The organism is Tomitella cavernea (genome assembly GCF_016599145.1).
Classification (GTDB): Bacteria; Actinomycetota; Actinomycetes; order Mycobacteriales; family Mycobacteriaceae; genus Tomitella; species Tomitella cavernae.
Genome location: NZ_JAENKO010000061.1, coordinates 1 through 19432 on the forward strand (window position 1 = coordinate 1; position 19432 = coordinate 19432).

A 19432-nucleotide genomic window follows, 5' to 3' on the forward strand; every position below is an offset into this window, starting at 1 on the left:
CTGAACACGGTGTCGACGATCTTCGCGTTCGTGCTCGGCGCCTCGACGCTGCCGTTCCTGTGGAACGTGTTCAAGAGCTACCGGTACGGCGAGGTCGTCACCGTGGACGACCCGTGGGGCTACGGCAGTTCGCTGGAGTGGGCGACGTCCTGCCCGCCGCCGCGGCACAACTTCACCGAGCTGCCGCGCATCCGCTCGGAGCGTCCGGCGTTCGAGCTGCACTACCCGCACATGGTCGAGCGCATGCGTGCCGAGGCGCACGTGGGGTGGGGCGCCCGGCACGAGGAGGAACCCGAGGAGCTGGTGGAGTCCGGCCCGCCACAGCGGTGAACCGTGCACCCCTCGGCTACCCGGCGCTCTCCCCGTCGGCGGGGGCGGCGTCTCCTCGCCGATCTCCGCGCAGCGTGGTCCACAGGAACTCGTAGGCCAGCGCGGCCTTGAATGCGTGCTGGGCGTTGTCCGCCGCGCCGCCGTGGCCGCCCTCGATGTTCTCGTAGTACCAGACCGGGTGCCCCTGCTCGGCCAGCGTGGCCGCCATCTTGCGGGCGTGCCCGGGGTGCACGCGGTCGTCGCGGGTGGAGGTGGTGAGCAGCACCGGCGGGTAGTCGGCCGCCGGGTCGGTGTTCTGGTAGGGCGAGTAGCGGGAGATGTAGTCCCATTCGGCCGGGTCGTCGGGGTCGCCGTACTCGGCCATCCACGACGCGCCGGCGAGCAGCCGGTGGTAGCGGCGCATGTCCAGCAGCGGCACCTGGCACACCAGCGCGCCGAACAGCTCCGGGTACGCGGTGAGCATGACGCCCATGAGCAGGCCGCCGTTGCTGCCGCCTTGGGCCCCCAACAGCGAGGGGGTGGTGATGCCGCGGGCCACCAGGTCGCGCGCCACCGCCGCGAAGTCCTCGTACACCCGGTGCCGGCCCGCCTTCACCGCTTGGGTGTGCCACTGCGGCCCGTACTCGCCGCCGCCGCGGATGTTCGCCACCACGTACACCCCGCCGCGCTCGAGCCAGCCCGCGCCGGTGAGCCCCGAGTAGCCGGGGGTCAGCGCGTTCTCGAAGCCGCCGTAGCCGTAGAGCAGTGTCGGCGCGGGGGTCCGCTCGGCGCCGGGCTCTGCGCGGGCCCCTGCGCGGGGCGCGACGACGAAGTAGGGGATGCGGGTGCCGTCGTCGGAGACGGCGAAGTGCTGGTCGACTGCGAGGCCAGCCGCGTCGAAGAAGCCGGGTGCCGACTTGAGTGGCGCCACGCCGGTATCCACTTGCCCGTGCAGCAGGGTCGCGGGCTGCAGGAACCCGGTGGACACGACGAACACCTCGTCGGTGAAGTCGGCGTCGGTGCCGATGACGCTCACCGTCGCGTCGGCGGGCACGCCGTCGATGGCGCGGGCCGCGGCCGGGTCGGGCCGTTCCAGGTCGAGCACGACCAGACGGGTGCGCACGTCCTCGAGCACGGTGAGCAGCAGGTGGTGGCGGGTGACGGTGAAGTTCTCCAGGCTGCGGTGCGCCTCCGGCTGGAACAGCACCGTCATCGCCCGCCCGCCGCGGCGGTAGGCGGCCAGGTCGGCGCGCAGCAGGGTCCCGGGGGAGTACTCGGCGCCGCCCACGGCCCAGCCGGAGCGCAGGAACACGAACAGCCACCCCCGGTGCAGCGACACCTCGGAGTCGCCGGGCACGTCCAGCGGCTCGGGCTCGGCGCCGGGGGCGAGCAGGTAGCGCTCGGTGGTGTAGAAATCGAGGGCCCGCTCGGCCAGGTGCCGCTCGTAGCCGGGGGTGTCGTCGTAGAAGACGGAGACGGCGACGTCCTGCCGCGTGCCCTCGAACACCACCGGGGCGTCCTCGACGGCCGTGCCGCGGCGCCACAGGCGGGCCGTGCGCGGGTAGCCGGAGTCGGTGAGCGACTCCTCACCCACGTCGGTGCCCACGTAGACGGTGTCGGCGTCGATCCAGGAGAGCTCGGACTTGGCCTCGGCCAGTGTGAACCCACCCTGTTCGGGGGCGATGAATTCGCGCGTGGCCATGTCGAACTCGCGCACGACCACCGCGTCGGCCCCGCCGCGGGACAGGGAGACGAGGGCGCGCGGATGATCCGGGCGGGCATCGGGATCCTGCGGGTCCCACACCCGCAGTACCGAAGTGCCGGCCCACATCCAGTTCTCGCCCTCGGCGTCGGCGAGGGCGTCGAGGTCGATGATCACGTCCCACTCGGGGGCGTCGGAGCGGTAGGACTCGAGCGTGGTGCGGCGCCAGATGCCGCGGACGTGCTGGGCATCCCGCCAGAAGTTGTACAGGTACTCGCCGCGGCGGCGCGGGAAGGCGATGCGCGAATCGGTATCGAGGATGCCGCGCAGACGGTCGCGGGTGGCGGCGAACCGTTCCGTCTCGGTGAAGCGGGCTGCCGTCACCGCGTTGCGTTCGCGGACCCACGCCAGTTGCTTCTCGCCGTCGACGTCCTCGAGCCACAGGTGCGGGTCGGCGGGTTCGGGCGCGTGCGCCGGGGTGCTCGCGGTGGTGTCCATGCGGACATTGTCGCAGCCGAGTAATGCGGGGCGGTGCGGTGTCTCCGGGAAGTGACGGGTGCGGGGAAAGACACAAAGGTGAGGTGAGTAGCGTGCGTGAGCGATGACGATCACTGCGTGACACTCTGTGGGGAACGGCACTCTTTCAGATTGAATAGGCATATCGGCGCCGTTGCCGGATCGTTATGACGCGCAGATTGCCTTGTGCGCTGCGGTTTTCTGTCGTTCTTCCGAGGCGGGCGCGGCAATCTGAAGACGGAGAATCTCACCCGAATGAAATTGCGCGAGGTTAAGGTGCCATCTAGGGTCGGACTCGTTCACGCAGCAGCGGCCTAGTTCCGGGTGCGCCGAAAGGCTTACCCCGCAAGGTCATCCATGGAAACGCGTGACACGGACAAAGGAGTTTCACATGCTCGGTTCCATCGACGGCATCCTGAACACGTTCAAGGGCATCTTCGACGACTTCGCGGGCGCCGGGTCGACCGCGTTCGACAAGGTCTTCGAGCTGGCCACCGGCAGCCTCGGCAAGTAACACCTGCGCTTACGCGCTGAGCCAGGAGGGCCTCACCTCGCGGGTGGGGCCCTCCTGGTGTCTCGGGGGTGTCGACGAAGTGTGGTGACGGTCACTGCCGCGGCGGCTAACGGTGTGGTGTGGGCGGCCCGATGTACGTAGTGACGGGCGCGGGGTTGGCCAATTCGGTTGGGCCCCACGTCAGTTCATGTACTTGATGTAGATCTCTGAAGGAGTTTCACATGCTGGGTTCCATCGCCAACGTTGCCGACACGTTCAAGGGCATTCTCGATTCGTTCGCGAGCGCGGCCTACGGTTCGTTCAACGACATCTTCGTGCTCGCGACCGGCAGCCTGCGCTGAAACGCCTGAGCTCGCGGCTCGTTTGAGCCGACGCTTCCCCTGAAGTGGAGGATCCGGCCCCCACGTTGCGAAAACGTGGGGGCCGGATCATGTGCGTGCTGCTGAGAAGGGGAAACGAGCACTCGGCTACCCCCGCGCCCCCGCCACACGCCCCGGCAGGTCGGGATAGCGCTGCAGGTGCGCCCCGCCGTTGATGTCGAGGTTCTCCCCGGTGATCCACGACGCGTCGTCGGACAGGAGATACCGGATGGCGGCGCCGATCTCGGCGGGCTCGCCGGTGCGGCCCAGCGGAGTGTTCTCCACGTACTCGTCGCGCACGCCCGGGATCTGCATCGCATGCGACGTCAGCGGGGTGACGACCAGCCCGGGGGCCACCGCGTTGACCCTGATGCGCCGCGGGGCGAGTTCCAGTGCCGTCACTTCGGTGAGCATGACGACCCCGGCCTTGGCGGCGCAGTAGGCGGACAGGCCCGCACCCGGCTGGCGCGCGTTGAGCGAGGTCAGCGTCACCAGCGAGCCCCCGTCGGAGACCCGTTTCCCGGCGTGCTTGAGCACGAGGAACGATCCGGTGAGACACACGTCGATGGTGCGCCGGAAATCGGCGGCGTCATGGTCGACCACCGGCGCCATCGTGCTCACCCCGGCACAGTTCACCGTGCCGGTGAACCCGCCATGTTCGGCGACCGCCGCGTCGAACAATGCCGCGACACTGGCCTCGTCGGTGACATCCACGGGCGCGATCCCGTCTCCCGCGTGCACGTCGGCGCGGACGACGACGTGGCCCGCCTGTTCCAGGACATCGGCGGTGGCGGCACCGATCCCGGACGCCGCGCCGATGACGACGGTGACCTTGGCGTAGCTCATTACGGCCGCCGTACCCACGCGGCGAGCACGTTGCCGCCCGGCTCGCGGAAATGAAAACGCGTGCCGCCGGGAAAGTCGAACGGCGCGGTCGTGACCACCCCGCCGGCCGCCTCGACGGAGCGGCGGGTCGCGTCGAGGTCGTCGACCTCGATGATCGTCAGCGGCCCGGACGGCGCCTCGGCGGCGTCCTGCTGGAATCCCAGGCTCTGCTCGCCGTCAAGTTGCACGTCGGTGTATTCGGGGCCGTACTCGCTGTGCTGCCAGCCGAAGGCTTCCTCGAAGATGCGGGCCGAACCGGAAGCAGTCGAGGTGGGGAACTCCACCATCGTCAGTCGCGCCATGCGGTCAGCGTATGGCACGACGGCGACGGCTGCGCCTCAGCAGCCCCCGTCGCGCAGTACGTGCCGGCCGGCCCGCAACGAGGGTTATCGCGCGGACGTCGTCGTTCCCCGCGCCCTCTGGTCCCGCCGCCCTGCTGTCTGTCGCCAACGGGGCGGCGGCGAGCGAGAGCTGCTCTACGACTCCCGAGGCCCTCTCTGATCCGCTTGCCCGTTTCGACGCCGCGCCCGCCGTCGCGGCGGGGGTCATGATCGGAACCTGGCGCGGTTCGGAGTCCCGAGCGGCCACGCGTTGGACGGCATGCTCAACACCAGCGGACGGTGGGGCGAACAATTCATCGACGACGAACCGGTCGACCCGCTGCTGTTCGCTACCGGCGACGGCGCGGTACGACCCGCTACCGCGGGGCCGACACCGCGACAACGGTGTATGACCAGCTTCCGATCGGCGGCGTGTTCCGCAAGCTTGATGAGGACCGCGTCATCGGTGCGACGGATCCGCGCGGCTCGGCGGCACCGTACTTCCTCCTGCCTCCAACGCGACGACTCGCCTCCGATCCTGCAGCCCGAAGCCAGACCTACTGCTGCACGCCGGGGACTTGGGGCGGGTGGGGGATGCGCGCGCGGTCGGGCCGGAAGCCGTGTTCGACGCCCCAGAGCACCGCCTGCGCCCGGCTGGTCACCCCGATCCGCCGGTAACAGTTGCGGATGTAGGTCTTGACCGAGTTGATCGACAGGTGCGCATGCTCGGCGATCGCGCTATTGCTCAGCCCCTGGGTGATCAGCGCGAGAACCTCGGCTTCGCGTTGCGTCAGCCCTTCCTCGCGGCCCGGCCAGTCTCCGACGACCACCCTCGTGCCCGGCACTCCGGCATGGACCTGCCGGACGCCCCGGTGAACCTCCTCGAGGGCGACGACCAACTGCCGTGCCGGAAGGGACTTGGCCACGTACCCGCTGGCCCCGTTCGCGAACGCCGACTCGACAAGCAGCGCATCGAGATTCCACGAATACACCGCCACCTTGTCCACCAGCGGATTGGCCGCCAGCGCGCGCACCTGGCTGCGGTCGCCCTGCGGGTTCGCGAACGAGTCGTACAAGGCGATGTCCACCCGGCCGTCGACACGGGTGTTCGCATCCAACTCGACGACCTCCACCCGGTCCCCGTAGGTCCGCAGCATCACGGCCAGCCCGCGGACCACGACCTCGTAGTCATCGACCAACGCCACGCGAATACCACCCACACCGGACACTGTATCCGATAAAACTTCACCCCTAAGGGTGAAGCAGTACCCCCTTGGTGCGCGTAGCGTCGTTGTTGTGGCCGGTGGGACGCGCGACGGCCCCGCGGGGGTTGTCGGCGGGAGAGGCGTCTGCACCCCGCAACAGCCATCCACATCATCCATCAGGAGGAAACCATGGGAGTACAGGACAAGTTCACCAACAAGGCCGAAGAGCTCAAGGGGCGCGGCAAGGAAGCGGCCGGCGCCGCCACCGGCGATGACGACCTCAAGGACGAGGGTCGAGGCGATCAGGCGTCCTCGGGTGTGAAGAAGGGCGTGGAGAAGGCCAAGGACAAGGCCAACGAGGTGGCCGACAAGATCACCGGCGACCACTGAACGCCATGCGCTTCGGTATCACCGTGCACGACGTGCACCTCGACGAGGACGACGGCGGCGCCGGCGAGGACGAGCAGTCGTCCCGGGTCGAGGTCCACATCATCGCCGTCTACCACAGCGACGTGTGCGCGGTGCGCGACGCGGTGACGCCGCTGGTGGCCGCGCCGGTCGACGTAATCGTCGGAGACCTCGAAGCGCCCACCGACTTGCCCTAGCCGGGCGACACCGCCCGCACCCCTGCAGAGCTGACCGACATGTTCGGCGACAGCACGCCGCCGGCTCGTATCCACCTGCATACCCGCCGTCGTCGCAGCCGGACCCGCCCGGTCCGCTGGCCGCCCGGACCTGAGGCGACGCCTGTTCACCACGAAGACAGACCGGTGGCCGTGGCTGCGGCAGCGCCCGGGCGGCACGGACGTTTTCTTTCATGCCGACCGGGTACGCATGTCAGGTCGCCGCGTGCCGACACCTTGTGGCCGTGACAGACGGTTCTGCGCAGGTTGCCGTGTGCGGCACTGCACCAACGTCGTCGTCGACGGCCGCAACGCGTGGAGGCCGGAGATGCGCGCAGCGACAACGCAGACGCAGAAAACGCAGACGCAGACGCTGAAAACCCACTCCGGGCCTGCCGTCGGACCGGGCCCCAGGCGATGAGGGACGGGTCCCGCAGGCCGCATAGCAAGGAGGAACTGTGAGCCGCACTCAGATGCAGGAACGCAACGTCCCGGCGCGTGACACCGGGCGAACACCGGCGGCAGAATCCGGCAGGCCCCGCGACAACGAGGCGAACGAGTCGTTGATCGCGCAGCTCCGCGTGCTGCAGGCGCTGACACGCAGGGAACAGCAGACGGCACAGGCGCGGGAGACGCAGGCGCGCACCCAGGCTTTGCGCGCCCGGTTCGCCAAGACCGCGACCGACGCCCGGCGCCATTCCGACCGCATCGCCTCCGCGCTGCGCGGACTCGATGCGGTCCCCGATGTGGTCACCCCGGCGATCGGCCGGATCGTCGCCGCCGGGCAAGCTCTCGTCGAACAGGGCGAACCGACCCGCGAAACGCTGTTCGACGACCTCACGCTCGCACAACAACTCCACGACCGCGCCCGCTACACCGCTGCCCTGGCCGACGCGGCGGGCCGCCGGCAGATCGCCGCACTGGCGCGGGACCTCGCCGACAGCCACGCAGGCACCGCCGCGTGGGTGCGCGAGGCGCTCGACAAAGACGCCGCGGGCGGGCCGCCCGTGATCGCCCCCACCGCGGTGCAGCGATCGGTGGTGTGGGTGACGCGCATCGCAGGCTACCCGGCCCGAGTGACCGCGGAGCAGGTCAATGCCGTCGCCGATCGGCTGCGTAGCGTGCAGCGCCGCATCGGCGGGGCCACCGCGGCCGTGGACGAGTCGTTGACGGCCGGCCGGGATGCGAGCCTGGCCACGGCGCAAACGATCGCCGAGCGCGACGATGCCACTGGCACGGCATCAGCGCTGCGCGCGGCGCGCACGGCCGCCGGTGCCCTGCGCCACGATGAACTTCCGGTGAGCGACTACGACGACCTGACCGTCGCCCAAGTCGGTGACGCCGCCGCACAGCTCACCCGGCCGGAGGATCTCACGGCGCTCGTGCGTTACGAGCAACACCACAAGGACCGCACCGGCGCCGTCGACGCGTTGAATGCCCGCCGCGATGCGATCGCCGACGCTTCGCGCTGACACGTGTCACGATGCCGGCCGGCCGCGCACATGCCGTCCGGGCCGCCTCCTGCGCACGGATAGTTGCACATGGCGACGGAGGCGGCAGCCGGCTTCTCTTGCCTCCCAGCGCCGTTTCCGATCCTCGTGACGAGCGTCATGATGGCTGGCATACTTGTGAGCAGCTGCCCCTGACCCCGGCATGCCGACACTGATCGGTTATCGCAACGGAGGGGTGCCCGATGTCATTGGTTTCACCGCTGAGTTCCCTGTCCGGCGCGGACGACGGCGCCCCTGCGTCGGCCGCCGTCGCCGCAGCGCCGCATCGCGCGGCCGTGGCGGCGACCGGCCGCGCGGAAGCACCACCGCGCCCGTTGGTCGTGACGGGTACCGGCATTCCGAGAATCGTGGCGGTGCGCGGCGACGTGGACGCCGCAAACGGGGCTGAACTGCAAAGCCAGATTGCGATGCTTCCCGACTGCGATACGATCGTCGACCTGGTCGGGCTGCAGTTCTGCAGCGGCGGCTGCCTCGAGCTACTGCTCGACTACAGCGCGCGGCTCGCACAGTCGGGTGCCGCACTGCGGCTTGCCGCCTGCCCGCCGTCGCTGCACAGCATCATCGAACGCCTCGGGCTCCAGGATGCGCTGCCGGTGTACGCATCCGTCGCCGAGGCCAAGGCCGAGTTCCTGCGGGTGATCCGCTGACGTGGGATGCGTAATTTTCTGCGGAGCCGGCTACTCCGCAAGTGTGCATCTCCGTGGTTGAGGAGCGCCTGATGCAGTCCGTGCCGTGCCGTCCGCAGCGGTCCGATTTCGTCGTCGTGGCCAACCGTCTGCCGGTGGTCGGGGAGCCGACGGAATCGGGGGAGCCGTCCTGGCGGCGCAGTCCCGGCGGCCTGGTGACCGCGCTGGAGCCGGTGCTGCGCCGCGCGCAGGGCGTATGGATCGGGTGGGCCGGAGAGTGCGACCGCCGGACCGCACCGTTCAGCCACGACGGGATGCGCGTCCATCCGGTGAGCCTCAGCGCCCGGGAACTGGCCGGCTACTACGAGGGGTTCTCGAACGCGACCGTCTGGCCGCTGTTTCATGACACGATCGTCCCGCCGACGCTTGATCGCGGCTGGTGGCAGAGCTACGTCCAGGTGAATACGCGCTTCGCGGAGGCCGCCGCGCTGGCGGCGGCACCGGGGGCGACGGTATGGGTGCACGACTATCAGCTTCTGCTGGTGCCGGCGATGCTGCGCACGCTGCGGCCCGATGTGACGATCGGCTTCTTTCTGCACATCCCGTTTCCCCCCGAGGAACTGTTCATGCAGTTGCCATGGTGGACGGAGATCATCGACGGCATGCTCGGCGCCGACCTGGTCGGCTTTCAGCTGCCGCGCGACGCCGAGAACTTCCGGCGGACCGCCGCCATCCGAGGCTCGGCGATCGACCCGCCGGGAGCCGACGCGATCGGGCGCATCCATGTGGGTGGACGCGTGGCGTGGACGGGTGCGTTTCCGGTGGCGGTCGACGCCGCGGGGCTGACCACTCTGGCAACCAGCGCCGCCGTCCGCGGGCGGGCACGGCGGATACGCGCGGAACTGGGGCAACCGGACACTGTCATCCTCAGCGTCGACCGGCTCGACTACACCAAAGGCATCCCGGAGCGACTCGCCGCGCTCGACGCGCTGTACAAGCAGGGGCGCCTGATTCCCGGACGCCACGCGACGGTGCAGATCGTCACGCCCAGCCGCGAACGGATCCCGCAGTACCGGGAGCTGCGCAGACGGATCGAGATCGAAGTGGGGCACATCAACGGTGCGTACGGAGCGCTCGGGCGTCCCGCGGTGCACTACCTGCACCGGTCTGTGGGCCGCGAAGAATTGGCGGCATTCCTGGTCGCAACGGACCTCATGCTGGTGACGCCGCTCCGGGACGGGATGAACCTGGTGGCCAAGGAATACGCCGCCTGCCACCCGGACGCGGACGGTGCGCTGATACTCAGCGAGTTCGCCGGGGCCGCCGCCGAGCTGCACGGGGCATACCTGGTGAACCCGTACGACACCGACCGGCTCGCATCGACGGTCGACGCCGTGCTGAACGACCCCGTCGCGCAACGGAGTCGACGCATGGACACGATGCACCGACAGGTCCGCCGTCATGACGTGCATGCGTGGGCGCGCAGCTACCTGGGCGTCCTGCACCGCGCGCGGGCGGGGCGCACTGTCCTCGGCGTGAGCACTCGGGGTGCTGCGCTCCCGCACGCGCCCGCAGGCGCATAGACGCACGCCCCGGCCGGGGCGCGTCTGCGCGCGCTGGACGCACGCCGACGGGGCCATGCCGCGGATCCCGACGATGCTGCAGCGGCCGATCGCCGCTGCTGACCTGCGGGACAGGCGAGCAGGGCGGCGGAGCCGAAGCGTGCAAAGGGCCCGGCGTCGCGGGTGGCTCCCGCGACGCCGGGCCCGGGCTTGCCCGCCGCGATCAGGACGCGAACGTGCTGCCCAGGTTGACGGTGTCGATGTTGGTCGACCCGCCGTTGATGCCGCCGCCGTTGATCGAGCCGACGGTGGCCGCGGCCAGCCAGTCGGCCAGGCTGCCGAAGCTCGCGTCGCCGATCGCGGACTGCAGGAAATCGCTGGATCCCATGGGTTCCCCCTTCGTCGTGCCGGCGCGATCCCGGAATCGCCAGGGACGCCGACCATCCTGTGATGTGCAGTACACACAGAATCAGCAAATTCAACGAAAAGCAACTCGCGGGTCATGTGCTCGCTGGACACCGACTCCAGAGTCATCGATGAAGCGGTGCACGTCCGGGGATTCGGCGGCGCCGAGGCCGATCGTCGAGCAGACGAGCCCGGCCATGGCGATCTGCTTCCATGCCGGGCACCGGTTCAGTCGGCGGTGCGTTTGGCGTAGGCGCGCAGGGCGAAGGGCGCGAACGTCATGGTGAGCACGACGGTCCACACCAGGGTGGTGATCACCGGGTAATGCAGCGGCAGCGCGGCGTCGGGGCCCGCCGCCGGTCCGTTGCCCCACAGCACCCGCAGCGATTGCACCAGCGATGACACGGGGTTCCACTCGGCGATGGTGCGCAGCCACGTCGGCATCGGCGCCGTCGGCACGAAGGCGTTGGACAGGAACGTGATGGGGAACAGCGTCGCGAACATGAACCCGTTGACCGCCTCGACCGAGCGCAGCCACGAGCCGATGAGGATGCCGAGCCAGATCATGCCGAACCCGAACAGCAGCACCAGGGCGAACGCCAGCAACGCTTCTGCGGCCGAGTTCCGGATGCGCCAGCCGATGGCCAGGCCGGTCAGAGCCATGACGACGATGCCGATGGACGAGTGCAGCAGGCTCGCGATGCTGCGGCCGATGAGCACCGAGGAGCGGCGGATCGGCAGCGACCGGAACCGGTCGATGATGCCCTTGTCCAGGTCCGCGGTGATGCCGGTGGCGACGATGAACGCGGTGAACACGATCGTCTGCCCCATGATGCCGGGCAGCAGGAACTCCTTGTAGGACGGCCCGCCGGTGTTGGTGATGGACGCGCCGAACACGTACGCGAACAGCACCACGAACATGACCGGCTGGATGGTGACGTCGGAGAGCATCTCCGGCATGCGCTTGGTGTGGATCAGGTTGCGGCGGACCATGATCCACGATTGCTGCCAGATCCCTGTGGGGGCGGTGGTCACCGGCCCGGCGGAGACGCGGTCCGGTGCGGTGGTGGTCATGAGGGCTCCCGTGCGGTGTCGTCGTCGGCGGAATGGCCGGTGAGGGAAAGGAACACGTCGTCGAGGCTCGGCCGTGCCAGGCCGATGTCGTCGACGGAGATGCGGTGTGCGCCGAGCCGTTCGGCCACCCGTGTGAGGTCGTCGAGCCCCTCGGCGGGAGTCGTCAGCCTGCGCGCGGTGTGGTCGACGAACACGTCGCCGCCGGCCTCGCGGAGCAGCGCCTCGGCCGCCGGGACGTCGTCGGCGTCGGTGAGGGTGAGCACCAGGCTGGCGGCGCCGGCCTGGTCTTTGAGCTGCGCCGGGGTGCCCTCGGCGATGACCCTCCCCTTGTCGATGACGATGATGTTGTCCGCCAGCTGGTCGGCCTCCTCCAGGTATTGGGTGGTGAGCAGCAGCGTGGTCCCCTGCTCGACGAGCCCGCGCAGCATGCCCCACAACTCCGAACGGCTGCGCGGGTCCAGGCCGGTGGTGGGCTCGTCGAGGAACAGCACCGGCGGCGCCGCGAGCAGCGACACGGCCAGGTCGAGGCGACGCCGCATGCCGCCCGAGTACGACTTGACCTGTTTATCGCCGGCGTCTTCGAGGGAGAATTGCGCGAGCAGTTCCCGGGAGCGCCGTGCCAGCTCCCTGCGCCCGATCCCGTACAGGCCGCCGATCATGCGGAGGTTCTCGCGGCCGGTGAGGATCTCGTCGACGGTGGCGGCCTGGCCGGTGAGGCCCATGCTGCGGCGCACCTTGTCCGGCTCGGTGCGCACGTCGTAGCCGGCGACACGCGCGGTGCCGCTCGTCGGCGGGGACAGCGTGGTCATCATGCGGACGGTGGTGGTCTTGCCGGCGCCGTTGGGCCCCAGCAGGCCCAATACCGTGCCCTGCGGGACGGCGAAACCGACGTGGTCGACGGCGGTGAGGTCGCCGAACTTTTTGACCAGGCCCACCGCCTCGATGGCGACGGCGCCGGGCTGCCGGGGGCGGCCGGCACGGAGGGTGCTTGTCAGCGTGGGTGTCATTGCTGCCTCGGTGTAGTGGGACGAAAGAGTGCGCACAGTGGTTGACCGCCCGGGCCGTGGAAAATCATCGGCAGGTCATGTGACCGCGTACAGGACGATCACGAGGACGGGCGCGGCGAGGTCGTACCAGAAGATGAACCCGGCGTTGCCCGGCGCGAAGTTGCGTTCCACCACCATCTCCTTGACGTGGCCGACGGCGGCGCCGAGGTAGAACACGGCGAACGCGATCACCGCGGCGAGCTGGAACTGCCGGTCGAATCCGCTGCCCGCGAGGATGCCCAGTACGCCCATGCTCACGCCGGCGAGGCCGACCTCCCACTGGAAGGGGCTGCGCGTGCCCCAGCCGATGGACTCGGCGATGGGATCGGGGAGCAGCAGGTGCCCGCAGCCGACGACGAGCGAGTTCACTCCGGCCAGCCACGTGAGCGCGTTGAGCAGGCTGTGATCGGCGTAGCCGGACGTGCCGGACGCGGCGAGCTGGACGATCTCGGCGATGATGAAGCCCGCGACGCCGATGAAGGTGGTCATCCCCAGCAGCCGAAGCAGCAGGGGAGGAGCCTCGTCCGGTGCCGGTGCCGGTGCCGGTGCCGCGGGTGTGCTGGTGAAACGGGTGGGTCGAGTGTGCGTCATGGCGTGTCCCAGGGGGTGCGGGTGAGGGGTCGGGGTGTGGCGGCCGGTGCGGTGACTCTGCCGGTGCGGTGACTCTGCCGGGGCTCAGGCGGCGGCCGGGTCGGCCTCGGCCGTCACGTTGACCTCCGGACCGCTGGCGCGGTCGGCGTCGGCGAGTGCGGGTATCCCGTAGGCTTCGCGCAGTTCCGCCAGCGGGCGCGGTGCGACGGTGAAGAACCGCCAGCGCGGGTCCAGCACGTCCACGCTCTGGGCGCGGCCGCGCTGCCACGCGACGAGGAACTTGCGGGGATCGAGGGCCCCGTGCTGGGCGCCGATACCGTTCACCTCGACGCCCACATGCCATTGCAGGATCACCGGCAACAGGTGCGCGGCCAGCGCGTCGCGCCCGTGCATGCCGCCGGTGAAGGTGCTCACCAACAGCTCGCCCTGCATCGACGTGTCGTAGCCGGAGAGCACGTGCAGGCCGTCGTGCGGGACGGCGAAGACGTCGTGGAAGGCCCCCTCCTGCCCCGGGAAGCGGAAGCCGTGCCGGCGGAAGTGCACCCAGAACGCGTGCCCGAAGCTCCCGTGCGGATAGGCCTCGAGCCCGGCGAATGCGGCGGCGACGCGCTTGTCTGCGTCGGTGCGCCCCGTGTACGGAAACAGGTCGGGGTCGCCGTGCGGGTCGCCGAGGCCCGGGAAGGTCGCCGTATTGCGGCGGACCATGTCGGCGAGCGCGCGGTCGTATCGTCCCGCGGCGAGATCGGCCACCTGCCCCACCCACGCCGCCTCGATCCCCAGGGCGGCGGCATAGTCGAGGACGAGGTCGAGCCGGTCGGGTTCGATCATCGCATCCGCCAACGCCGCGATGGCCACCAGCTCGCCCGTGCGCGCACGCAGCGTGGGGGCGGTGCCCAGCACGCGGGGCAGCAGGTCGGGCGGCACCACCGGTATCGGGCCGTCGAGGCGGAGCGTGCGGCCGAAGACCCCCTGCGGGGTCGCGGCGATCAGCTGTGCGCCGCGGCGCGGCGGAGCGGCGTCCGGGGCCACGACGGCGGACATCGCTCCCAGCGCCGCACGAATCTGATCATCGGTGGCCGTGCCGAGTGTGCGGGACTCCATGGTGTCCGTCCCCGGATCATGAGGGTGGGTCAGACGCGCGACGACGAACCGCGCATCGGCGGAACGCCCTCGCACATCGCAGAGTGGAGGCGCATCGAGCAGACACCGATTTTACACCCGGACGGGCGCTGGAATCGATGCCGACTTCTCAATGCGCACGCCCCGCCATGGCGCCTCATGAGGCGGCCGGGGCACGGCGCGCATGGCGGACGATGATCCCGCGACGGGGGGCGAACAGGTAGGCGGCGGTGAACACGGCCGCCTGGGTGAGCACCACCATCGCGCCGGACGCGGCGTCCAGGTGGTAGCTGAGGTAGATGCCGGTGACCGAGCAGGCCGCCGACAGCGCCGGGGCGATCAGCAGCATGCGGGTGAACCGGTCGGTGAGCAGGTGCGCTGTCGCGCCCGGGACGATGAGCATCGCCACCACCAGGATCACGCCGACCACCTGCAGCGCCACCACCGAGGTCACGGCCAGCAGCCCCAGCAGGATCGCGGACAGCCGTCGGGTGGACAGCCCGATCGCGTGCGCATGGGTGGGGTCGAACGCGTACAGCATCAGATCCCGTCGTTTGACGAGGATCACCGCGGCCGCCACCGCTGCCAGCACGGCGACTTGGACCATGTCGGCGTTCGCGATGCCCAGGATGTTGCCGAAGATGATGTGGTTCAGGTCCACGTGGCTGGGGGTGACCGACACCAGCGCCAGCCCCAGCGCGAACAGGGCGGTGAACACGATGCCGATCGCGGCGTCCTCTTTGACCCGGCTGGTGGTGCGTACCACGCCGATCAACACGACGGCGAGAACGCCGAACACGATGGCGCCGAGCGCGAACGGGGCGCCGAGGATGTAGGCGAGGACGACGCCGGGCAGCACGGCGTGCGAGACCGCATCGCCCATCAGCGACCAGCCGACCAGCACCAGCCAGCACGACAGCAGCGCGCACACGATAGCGGCGATCACGGTGGTGACCAGTGCGCGGACCATGAACGGGTACGACAGCGGTTCGGTGAGCATCTCGATCGGGTTCACATCGGCTCCTCGATGCCGGCGTGCGCGGGCTGCTCGAGGCCGGCGTGCGCGGGCTGCTCGAGGCCGAAGGCGTGGGCGATGTTCTCCGGCCGCAGCACCTCGGCGACGGAGTCGTGCATGAGCACGCGGTGGCGCAGTAACGCGGCCTCGTCCGCCAGCGCGGGCAGACCGTGCAGGTCGTGGGTGGAGACGATGATGGTGCGCCCGTCCGCGGCGAGGGCGCGCAGCAGCGCGGTGATCGTGGCCTGCGAGCGGGTGTCCACGCCGGCGAACGGCTCGTCGAGGAGCAGCACGTCGGCGCCCTGGGCGATGCCGCGGGCGACGAATGCGCGCTTCTTCTGCCCGCCGGAGAGCTGTCCTATCTGCCTGTCGGCGTGGTCGGCCAGCTCGACGCGATCGAGCGCGTCGGCCACGGCCGCCTTGTCGGCCCGCCGGGGCCGGCGCGCCGGGCCCAGGCGGCCGTAGCGGCCCATCATCACCACATCGCGCACCGAGACGGGAAAGTCCCAGTCGACGTTCTCGGCTTGCGGCACGTAGCCGACGAGGCCGCGTCGGCGTGCGGCAGCCGGGGCCATCCCTGCGATCCGCACCCGCCCGCTCTCCGGGACGATGCGTCCCATCAGCGCGTTGAACAGCGTCGACTTGCCGGAACCGTTCATGCCGATCAACCCGCATACGCGGCCCGGGCGTACGGCCAACGTCGCGTCGTCGAGCGCCGTCACCGCCCCGTAGCGGACCGTGACCTTGCGGGCCTGCACCGCATGCGGTGCAGCACCGGGCTGCTGCTCCGGTGCAGTGTGGTCATTCGTCACTCGCGTGCTCCTGTCAGCGCGTCGGCGATGGTGTCGGTGTCGTAGCGGATCAGGTCCAGGTAGGTCGGCACCGGGCCGTCCGGTCCGCTGAGCGAGTCGACGTACAGCGTGCCGCCGAACTCGGCCCCGGTCGCCTCGACGACCTGGCGCATCGGCTTGTCCGAGACGGTCGATTCGCAGAACACCGCGGGCACGTCGTTGTCTCGGACGTGATCGACCACCGCGGCGACCTGCTGGGGCGTGGCCTGATTCTCCGCATTGACCGGCCACAGGTACTGCTCGGTGAGCCCGGCGTCGCGGGCCAGATACGTGAACGCCCCCTCGCACGTGACCAGCACCCGCTGGCTCTCCGGGACGGCGGCCAAGCGCCGGGCGAGGTCGTCGTCGACCTGCTGCAGCTGCCGCTGGTATTGCTGCGCGTTCGCCTGGAAATCGTCCGCATGCGCCGGGTCCAGTCCGGCGAACGCGTCGGCCAGGGTGGCGGCGTAGGCCTGCACGTTGGCCGGCGACATCCACGCGTGCGGATTCGGCCGGCCCGCGTAGGCGTCCCCGGTGATCGCGATCGGCTCGACCCCGGCGGACGCGACGACGTGCGGGGCATCGGCGTCGGCGAGGAACCGGTCGAACCACAACTCCAGATCCAGCCCGTTGTCGACGATCAGATCCGCCCGCGCCGCCTTGCGCACGTCGCCGGGGGTGGGCTGGTAGCCGTGGATCTCGGCGCCCGGCTTGGTGATGGACTCGACGTGCAGATGATCTCCGGCCACCTGGCGGGCGATATCGGCCAGCACGGTGAACGTGGTCAGCACCACCGGTCGATCGTCGTCGCCGGCACCGGCCCGCGGCGCACAGCCGGCCAGCAGCGCCACTGCCGCCACCGCCACGACGCCCCGTAATACGGATGTACGACAACAAAAGTTCGGCATACCGAAAACTCTAGAGCAGTGCGGGCAGCGGACTGCCTCCGGGCCCCGCTGCTTCCGCGGCCAGTGGTGATGTTCCGCGTCGCTGGTGAGCACAGTCGTCAGCGAGTGCTGCGGGGGCCGATCCTGCTCGGGCGAGCGGTGCACGGCGAGGACGATGCGTTCCAGGGCGCTCGGCCCCGACGCCTATCTGGAATGATAATCATGCGCAATAATCCGGTTGCCGCTCATTCCGGGGGTCTGCGGGTCTTCGGTCGATGCCGGTGTCTCGCAGTGCTCGCGCAGTGAAGGTTGAGCACCTGCGCGGCAGAATCCGCATCGCGGTCAGGCCGATCCGAGGCTGCCCAGCGAACCGAGGGAACCGGCGCCCGTGCCACCGCCGGGGCGCAGAGTCTCGTCGAGCCAGTCATAGACCCGCTGGTGGTAGAGCGCCCGGGCATGCGACTCGCAGTGCCCGCCCGCACCCTCCGCCGCGGTGAACTCGACCAGCGTGGCATTGGAGCCGATCGCGTCGCGCAGTGCGGGGGCGCCCGCGCTGAGCGGGTCGTTCTCCGCCGCGGTCAGCAACGTGGGGCAGTCGATGCCGCCCGCGACGGCGCTGATGTCGAAGCGCGTCAGGTCGGCCAAGTAGTCGAAGAGCGTGTCCTTCCCGTGCACCCAGAGGCCGCGCTGGATGATCTGCCAGCGGGGCGCCGCGGGACCGTTCACGCGCAGGTGCTCCTCGATCGCAGCGAGCTGGCCGATCAGCCGGGGGGACGCGGTCTCCGGGAAGCCCGCGGCATCGTCCGGGGACATGAACTTCAGCAGTGTCCGGCTCTGGTCCAGCGCGCCGGGGTCGGCGATCAAGGCGGCGATCCGATGCTCGCCGCACGCTGCGCGTGGTGCCAGGAAGCCCCCGAAGCTCCAGCCGGAAAGCACGATGCGGTCCGCGTCGACGTCCGGTCGCCGCAGCACCTGATCGATGGCGGCGCCCACCACCGAATCCCAGTGCGGGTGGATCGGGACCCCGTCCCTGATGAGCATGCGGCCCTGTCCGGGGCCATCGAAGACCAAGATGTTGTAGCCGCGCTCGACGGCGGCGGGGACGTGCGCGAAGAACATCTCCTGCGCGGTGCCGTCGTAGCCGTTGGTGTAGACGACCGTGGGCCGGCGGGCGCCAGAGTCGTCGGGCCGGCAGAAGTAGCCCTGCATCAGATGGCCGTCGAGGGGGATCTCCACCGGCGTCACCGGATACGGCAGCAGTGCCGCGCCGGATTCGAAACACCGGGACTGCTGCTCGAAGGAGGCCGTCAACCGATCGCCGGGCGAGCCGAACAGGGCGAAGGCCGCGATCTGGTGATAGGTGCAGGCCCGCAGCCAGGCGCCGCGCGCGCTGACCGCGTGTCCGCGTGCGGCGCAGTCCCGTGCCTGCGCCGCAGACCGTTCGGCCACCGCGGTCCACTGCGAGAACCAGGTGTCCATGTCGCCGTCCGGCACCCCGGCGGCCGCCACGAGGATCTCGCCGAAGTCCGCCCCTGCGGCGGCGACGCGCACCAGCGCCCGTTCCGCCCAGCTGTTCCACAAGGCGTTGTCGCTGATCATGCCGGCCACGGAGGCTCCTTCTTCAGTGGGGACGGCGGCCCGGGCGGGCGCCGCGGTGGCGGCGGGGGCCGCGAACAGTCCGTATGCGGCGGGCAACGCGGCTCCCGCAGCGGCGCCCCACAGGACCGTGCGGCGCGGGACGGAGTTGCGATCTGGTCGAGTTTTCAATCCGGGCCTCTTCGCTGAAGGTGAGATGAATACAGCGTAAGGACGAGTCGTCGGCGGATCATCTGTCAATGCGCGGAGAGTTCGGTGTCAACCAGGGCGATTGGCGAAGGCGACGGCGAGCTCGATGCGCGTCTGCAGCCCCAGCTTCGTCAGCACATGGGAGACATGGGTCTGCACGGTCCTGGGGGAGATCCCCAACCGGTCGGCGATCTGCGGGCCGGTCAAGCCCTGGCCCACGAGCGCGGTGACGCGGGTCTCGGTGACGGTCAGGCTGTCCCAGCCGCTGGTCGGCTTGCGGCGGGCCGCGGTGGAGCCGATCCTCAGCCCACGCGCGCGCAGGCGCGTTGCGACGCGTGCGACGGACGTGGGAGCGCCGGCACCGTCGAAGAGAGCCTGCGCGGTGCGGGCATGGGTGCGTGCACCGCGCAGGTCACCGCCTTCGGCGGCACGGCAGGCGGCCTCCTCCCACGCGCCGGCTTCCTCCAGCGGCATCCCGAGCGCCCGGAACCGCGCGGCCGCGGCGACGGCGTGCGGCAGGGCGGCGGCCGGGTCGGGTTCCGCGCCGG

Annotated in this window: 20 protein-coding genes and 1 pseudogene; 7 read left to right on the forward strand and 14 right to left on the reverse strand. The window is 70.2% G+C overall.

The annotated features are described in order from the left end of the window. Positions 1-330: pseudogene (locus JJ683_RS16555) on the forward strand (cytochrome ubiquinol oxidase subunit I); the annotation flags it as partial. A 16-nt stretch (positions 331-346) separates the two neighbouring features. Here JJ683_RS16555 and JJ683_RS16560 read toward each other — a convergent pair. After that, positions 347-2509 (reverse strand): prolyl oligopeptidase family serine peptidase, encoded by a 2163-nt coding sequence (locus JJ683_RS16560; protein ID WP_200175730.1) that lies wholly within the window; start codon positions 2507-2509, stop codon positions 347-349. Between the two features lie 409 nt (positions 2510-2918). On the opposite strand from JJ683_RS16560, the gene JJ683_RS19495 reads away from it, so the two are divergent. After that, positions 2919-3041 (forward strand): hypothetical protein, encoded by a 123-nt coding sequence (locus JJ683_RS19495; protein ID WP_277952156.1) that lies wholly within the window; start codon positions 2919-2921, stop codon positions 3039-3041. Positions 3042-3508: 467 nt separating this feature from the next. Here JJ683_RS19495 and JJ683_RS16565 read toward each other — a convergent pair whose 3' ends face one another. The 3 genes from JJ683_RS16565 to JJ683_RS16575 all read right to left on the reverse strand — a co-directional run bounded on the left by JJ683_RS16565 (position 3509) and on the right by JJ683_RS16575 (position 5825). Next, the gene (locus tag JJ683_RS16565; RefSeq protein ID WP_200175733.1) at positions 3509-4246 is read right to left on the reverse strand and encodes an SDR family NAD(P)-dependent oxidoreductase; all 738 of its coding nucleotides are present in this window, start codon (positions 4244-4246) and stop codon (positions 3509-3511) included. After that, positions 4246-4587 (reverse strand): VOC family protein, encoded by a 342-nt coding sequence (locus JJ683_RS16570; protein ID WP_200175735.1) that lies wholly within the window; start codon positions 4585-4587, stop codon positions 4246-4248. The genes JJ683_RS16565 and JJ683_RS16570 overlap by 1 nt, the downstream gene beginning before the upstream one ends. 575 nt (positions 4588-5162) lie before the next feature. Then, on the reverse strand, positions 5163-5825 hold the full coding sequence (locus JJ683_RS16575; RefSeq protein WP_307810995.1) for a helix-turn-helix transcriptional regulator: 663 nt from the start codon (positions 5823-5825) through the stop codon (positions 5163-5165). Positions 5826-5999: 174 nt separating this feature from the next. On the opposite strand from JJ683_RS16575, the gene JJ683_RS16580 reads away from it, so the two are divergent. From JJ683_RS16580 to JJ683_RS16600, 5 genes are all read left to right on the forward strand, one after another. After that, entirely contained in the window at positions 6000-6200 is a 201-nt protein-coding gene (locus tag JJ683_RS16580; RefSeq protein WP_200175737.1) for a CsbD family protein, read from the forward strand. A gap of 5 nt (positions 6201-6205) precedes the next feature. Further along, entirely contained in the window at positions 6206-6415 is a 210-nt protein-coding gene (locus JJ683_RS16585; protein WP_200175739.1) for a hypothetical protein, read from the forward strand. Positions 6416-6891: 476 nt separating this feature from the next. Beyond that, a complete protein-coding gene (locus JJ683_RS16590; protein ID WP_200175741.1) occupies positions 6892-7905 on the forward strand; it encodes a DUF892 family protein in 1014 nt (337 codons plus the stop codon). Between the two features lie 221 nt (positions 7906-8126). Beyond that, complete coding sequence (locus JJ683_RS16595) at positions 8127-8591, forward strand: STAS domain-containing protein (RefSeq protein WP_200175742.1); 465 nt, start codon at positions 8127-8129, stop codon at positions 8589-8591. 71 nt (positions 8592-8662) lie between these two features. Then, positions 8663-10153: an alpha,alpha-trehalose-phosphate synthase (UDP-forming) gene (locus JJ683_RS16600; RefSeq protein WP_200175743.1), complete on the forward strand. Its 1491-nt coding sequence runs from the start codon at positions 8663-8665 to the stop codon at positions 10151-10153. Positions 10154-10355: 202 nt separating this feature from the next. Here the strand turns inward: JJ683_RS16600 and JJ683_RS16605 are convergent, their stop codons facing one another. The 10 genes from JJ683_RS16605 to JJ683_RS16650 all read right to left on the reverse strand — a co-directional run. Next, on the reverse strand, positions 10356-10520 hold the full coding sequence (locus tag JJ683_RS16605; RefSeq protein WP_200175744.1) for a hypothetical protein: 165 nt from the start codon (positions 10518-10520) through the stop codon (positions 10356-10358). Between the two features lie 245 nt (positions 10521-10765). Beyond that, entirely contained in the window at positions 10766-11611 is an 846-nt protein-coding gene (locus tag JJ683_RS16610; protein ID WP_200175745.1) for an ABC transporter permease, read from the reverse strand. Beyond that, complete coding sequence (locus JJ683_RS16615; RefSeq protein WP_200175746.1) at positions 11608-12618, reverse strand: ATP-binding cassette domain-containing protein; 1011 nt, start codon at positions 12616-12618, stop codon at positions 11608-11610. Before JJ683_RS16615 ends, JJ683_RS16610 begins: the two co-directional genes overlap by 4 nt. Before the next feature lie 75 nt (positions 12619-12693). Continuing rightward, complete coding sequence (locus tag JJ683_RS16620; RefSeq protein ID WP_200175748.1) at positions 12694-13146, reverse strand: DUF6790 family protein; 453 nt, start codon at positions 13144-13146, stop codon at positions 12694-12696. Between the two features lie 186 nt (positions 13147-13332). Further along, complete coding sequence (locus JJ683_RS16625; protein ID WP_200175750.1) at positions 13333-14349, reverse strand: hypothetical protein; 1017 nt, start codon at positions 14347-14349, stop codon at positions 13333-13335. 175 nt (positions 14350-14524) lie between these two features. Further along, positions 14525-15367 carry a metal ABC transporter permease gene (locus tag JJ683_RS16630; protein ID WP_372435331.1) on the reverse strand — a complete coding sequence of 281 codons (843 nt, stop codon included), beginning with the start codon at positions 15365-15367 and terminating at the stop codon, positions 14525-14527. Positions 15368-15378: 11 nt separating this feature from the next. Beyond that, positions 15379-16140: a metal ABC transporter ATP-binding protein gene (locus JJ683_RS16635; protein ID WP_372435332.1), complete on the reverse strand. Its 762-nt coding sequence runs from the start codon at positions 16138-16140 to the stop codon at positions 15379-15381. A gap of 50 nt (positions 16141-16190) precedes the next feature. Continuing rightward, positions 16191-17120 carry a metal ABC transporter substrate-binding protein gene (locus JJ683_RS16640; protein ID WP_200175754.1) on the reverse strand — a complete coding sequence of 310 codons (930 nt, stop codon included), beginning with the start codon at positions 17118-17120 and terminating at the stop codon, positions 16191-16193. Positions 17121-17441: 321 nt separating this feature from the next. After that, positions 17442-18698: an alpha/beta hydrolase family protein gene (locus JJ683_RS16645; protein WP_242474801.1), complete on the reverse strand. Its 1257-nt coding sequence runs from the start codon at positions 18696-18698 to the stop codon at positions 17442-17444. 255 nt (positions 18699-18953) lie between these two features. Next, positions 18954-19432: helix-turn-helix domain-containing protein (locus JJ683_RS16650; RefSeq protein ID WP_200175756.1), on the reverse strand; the 479-nt coding region annotated here is incomplete at its 5' end.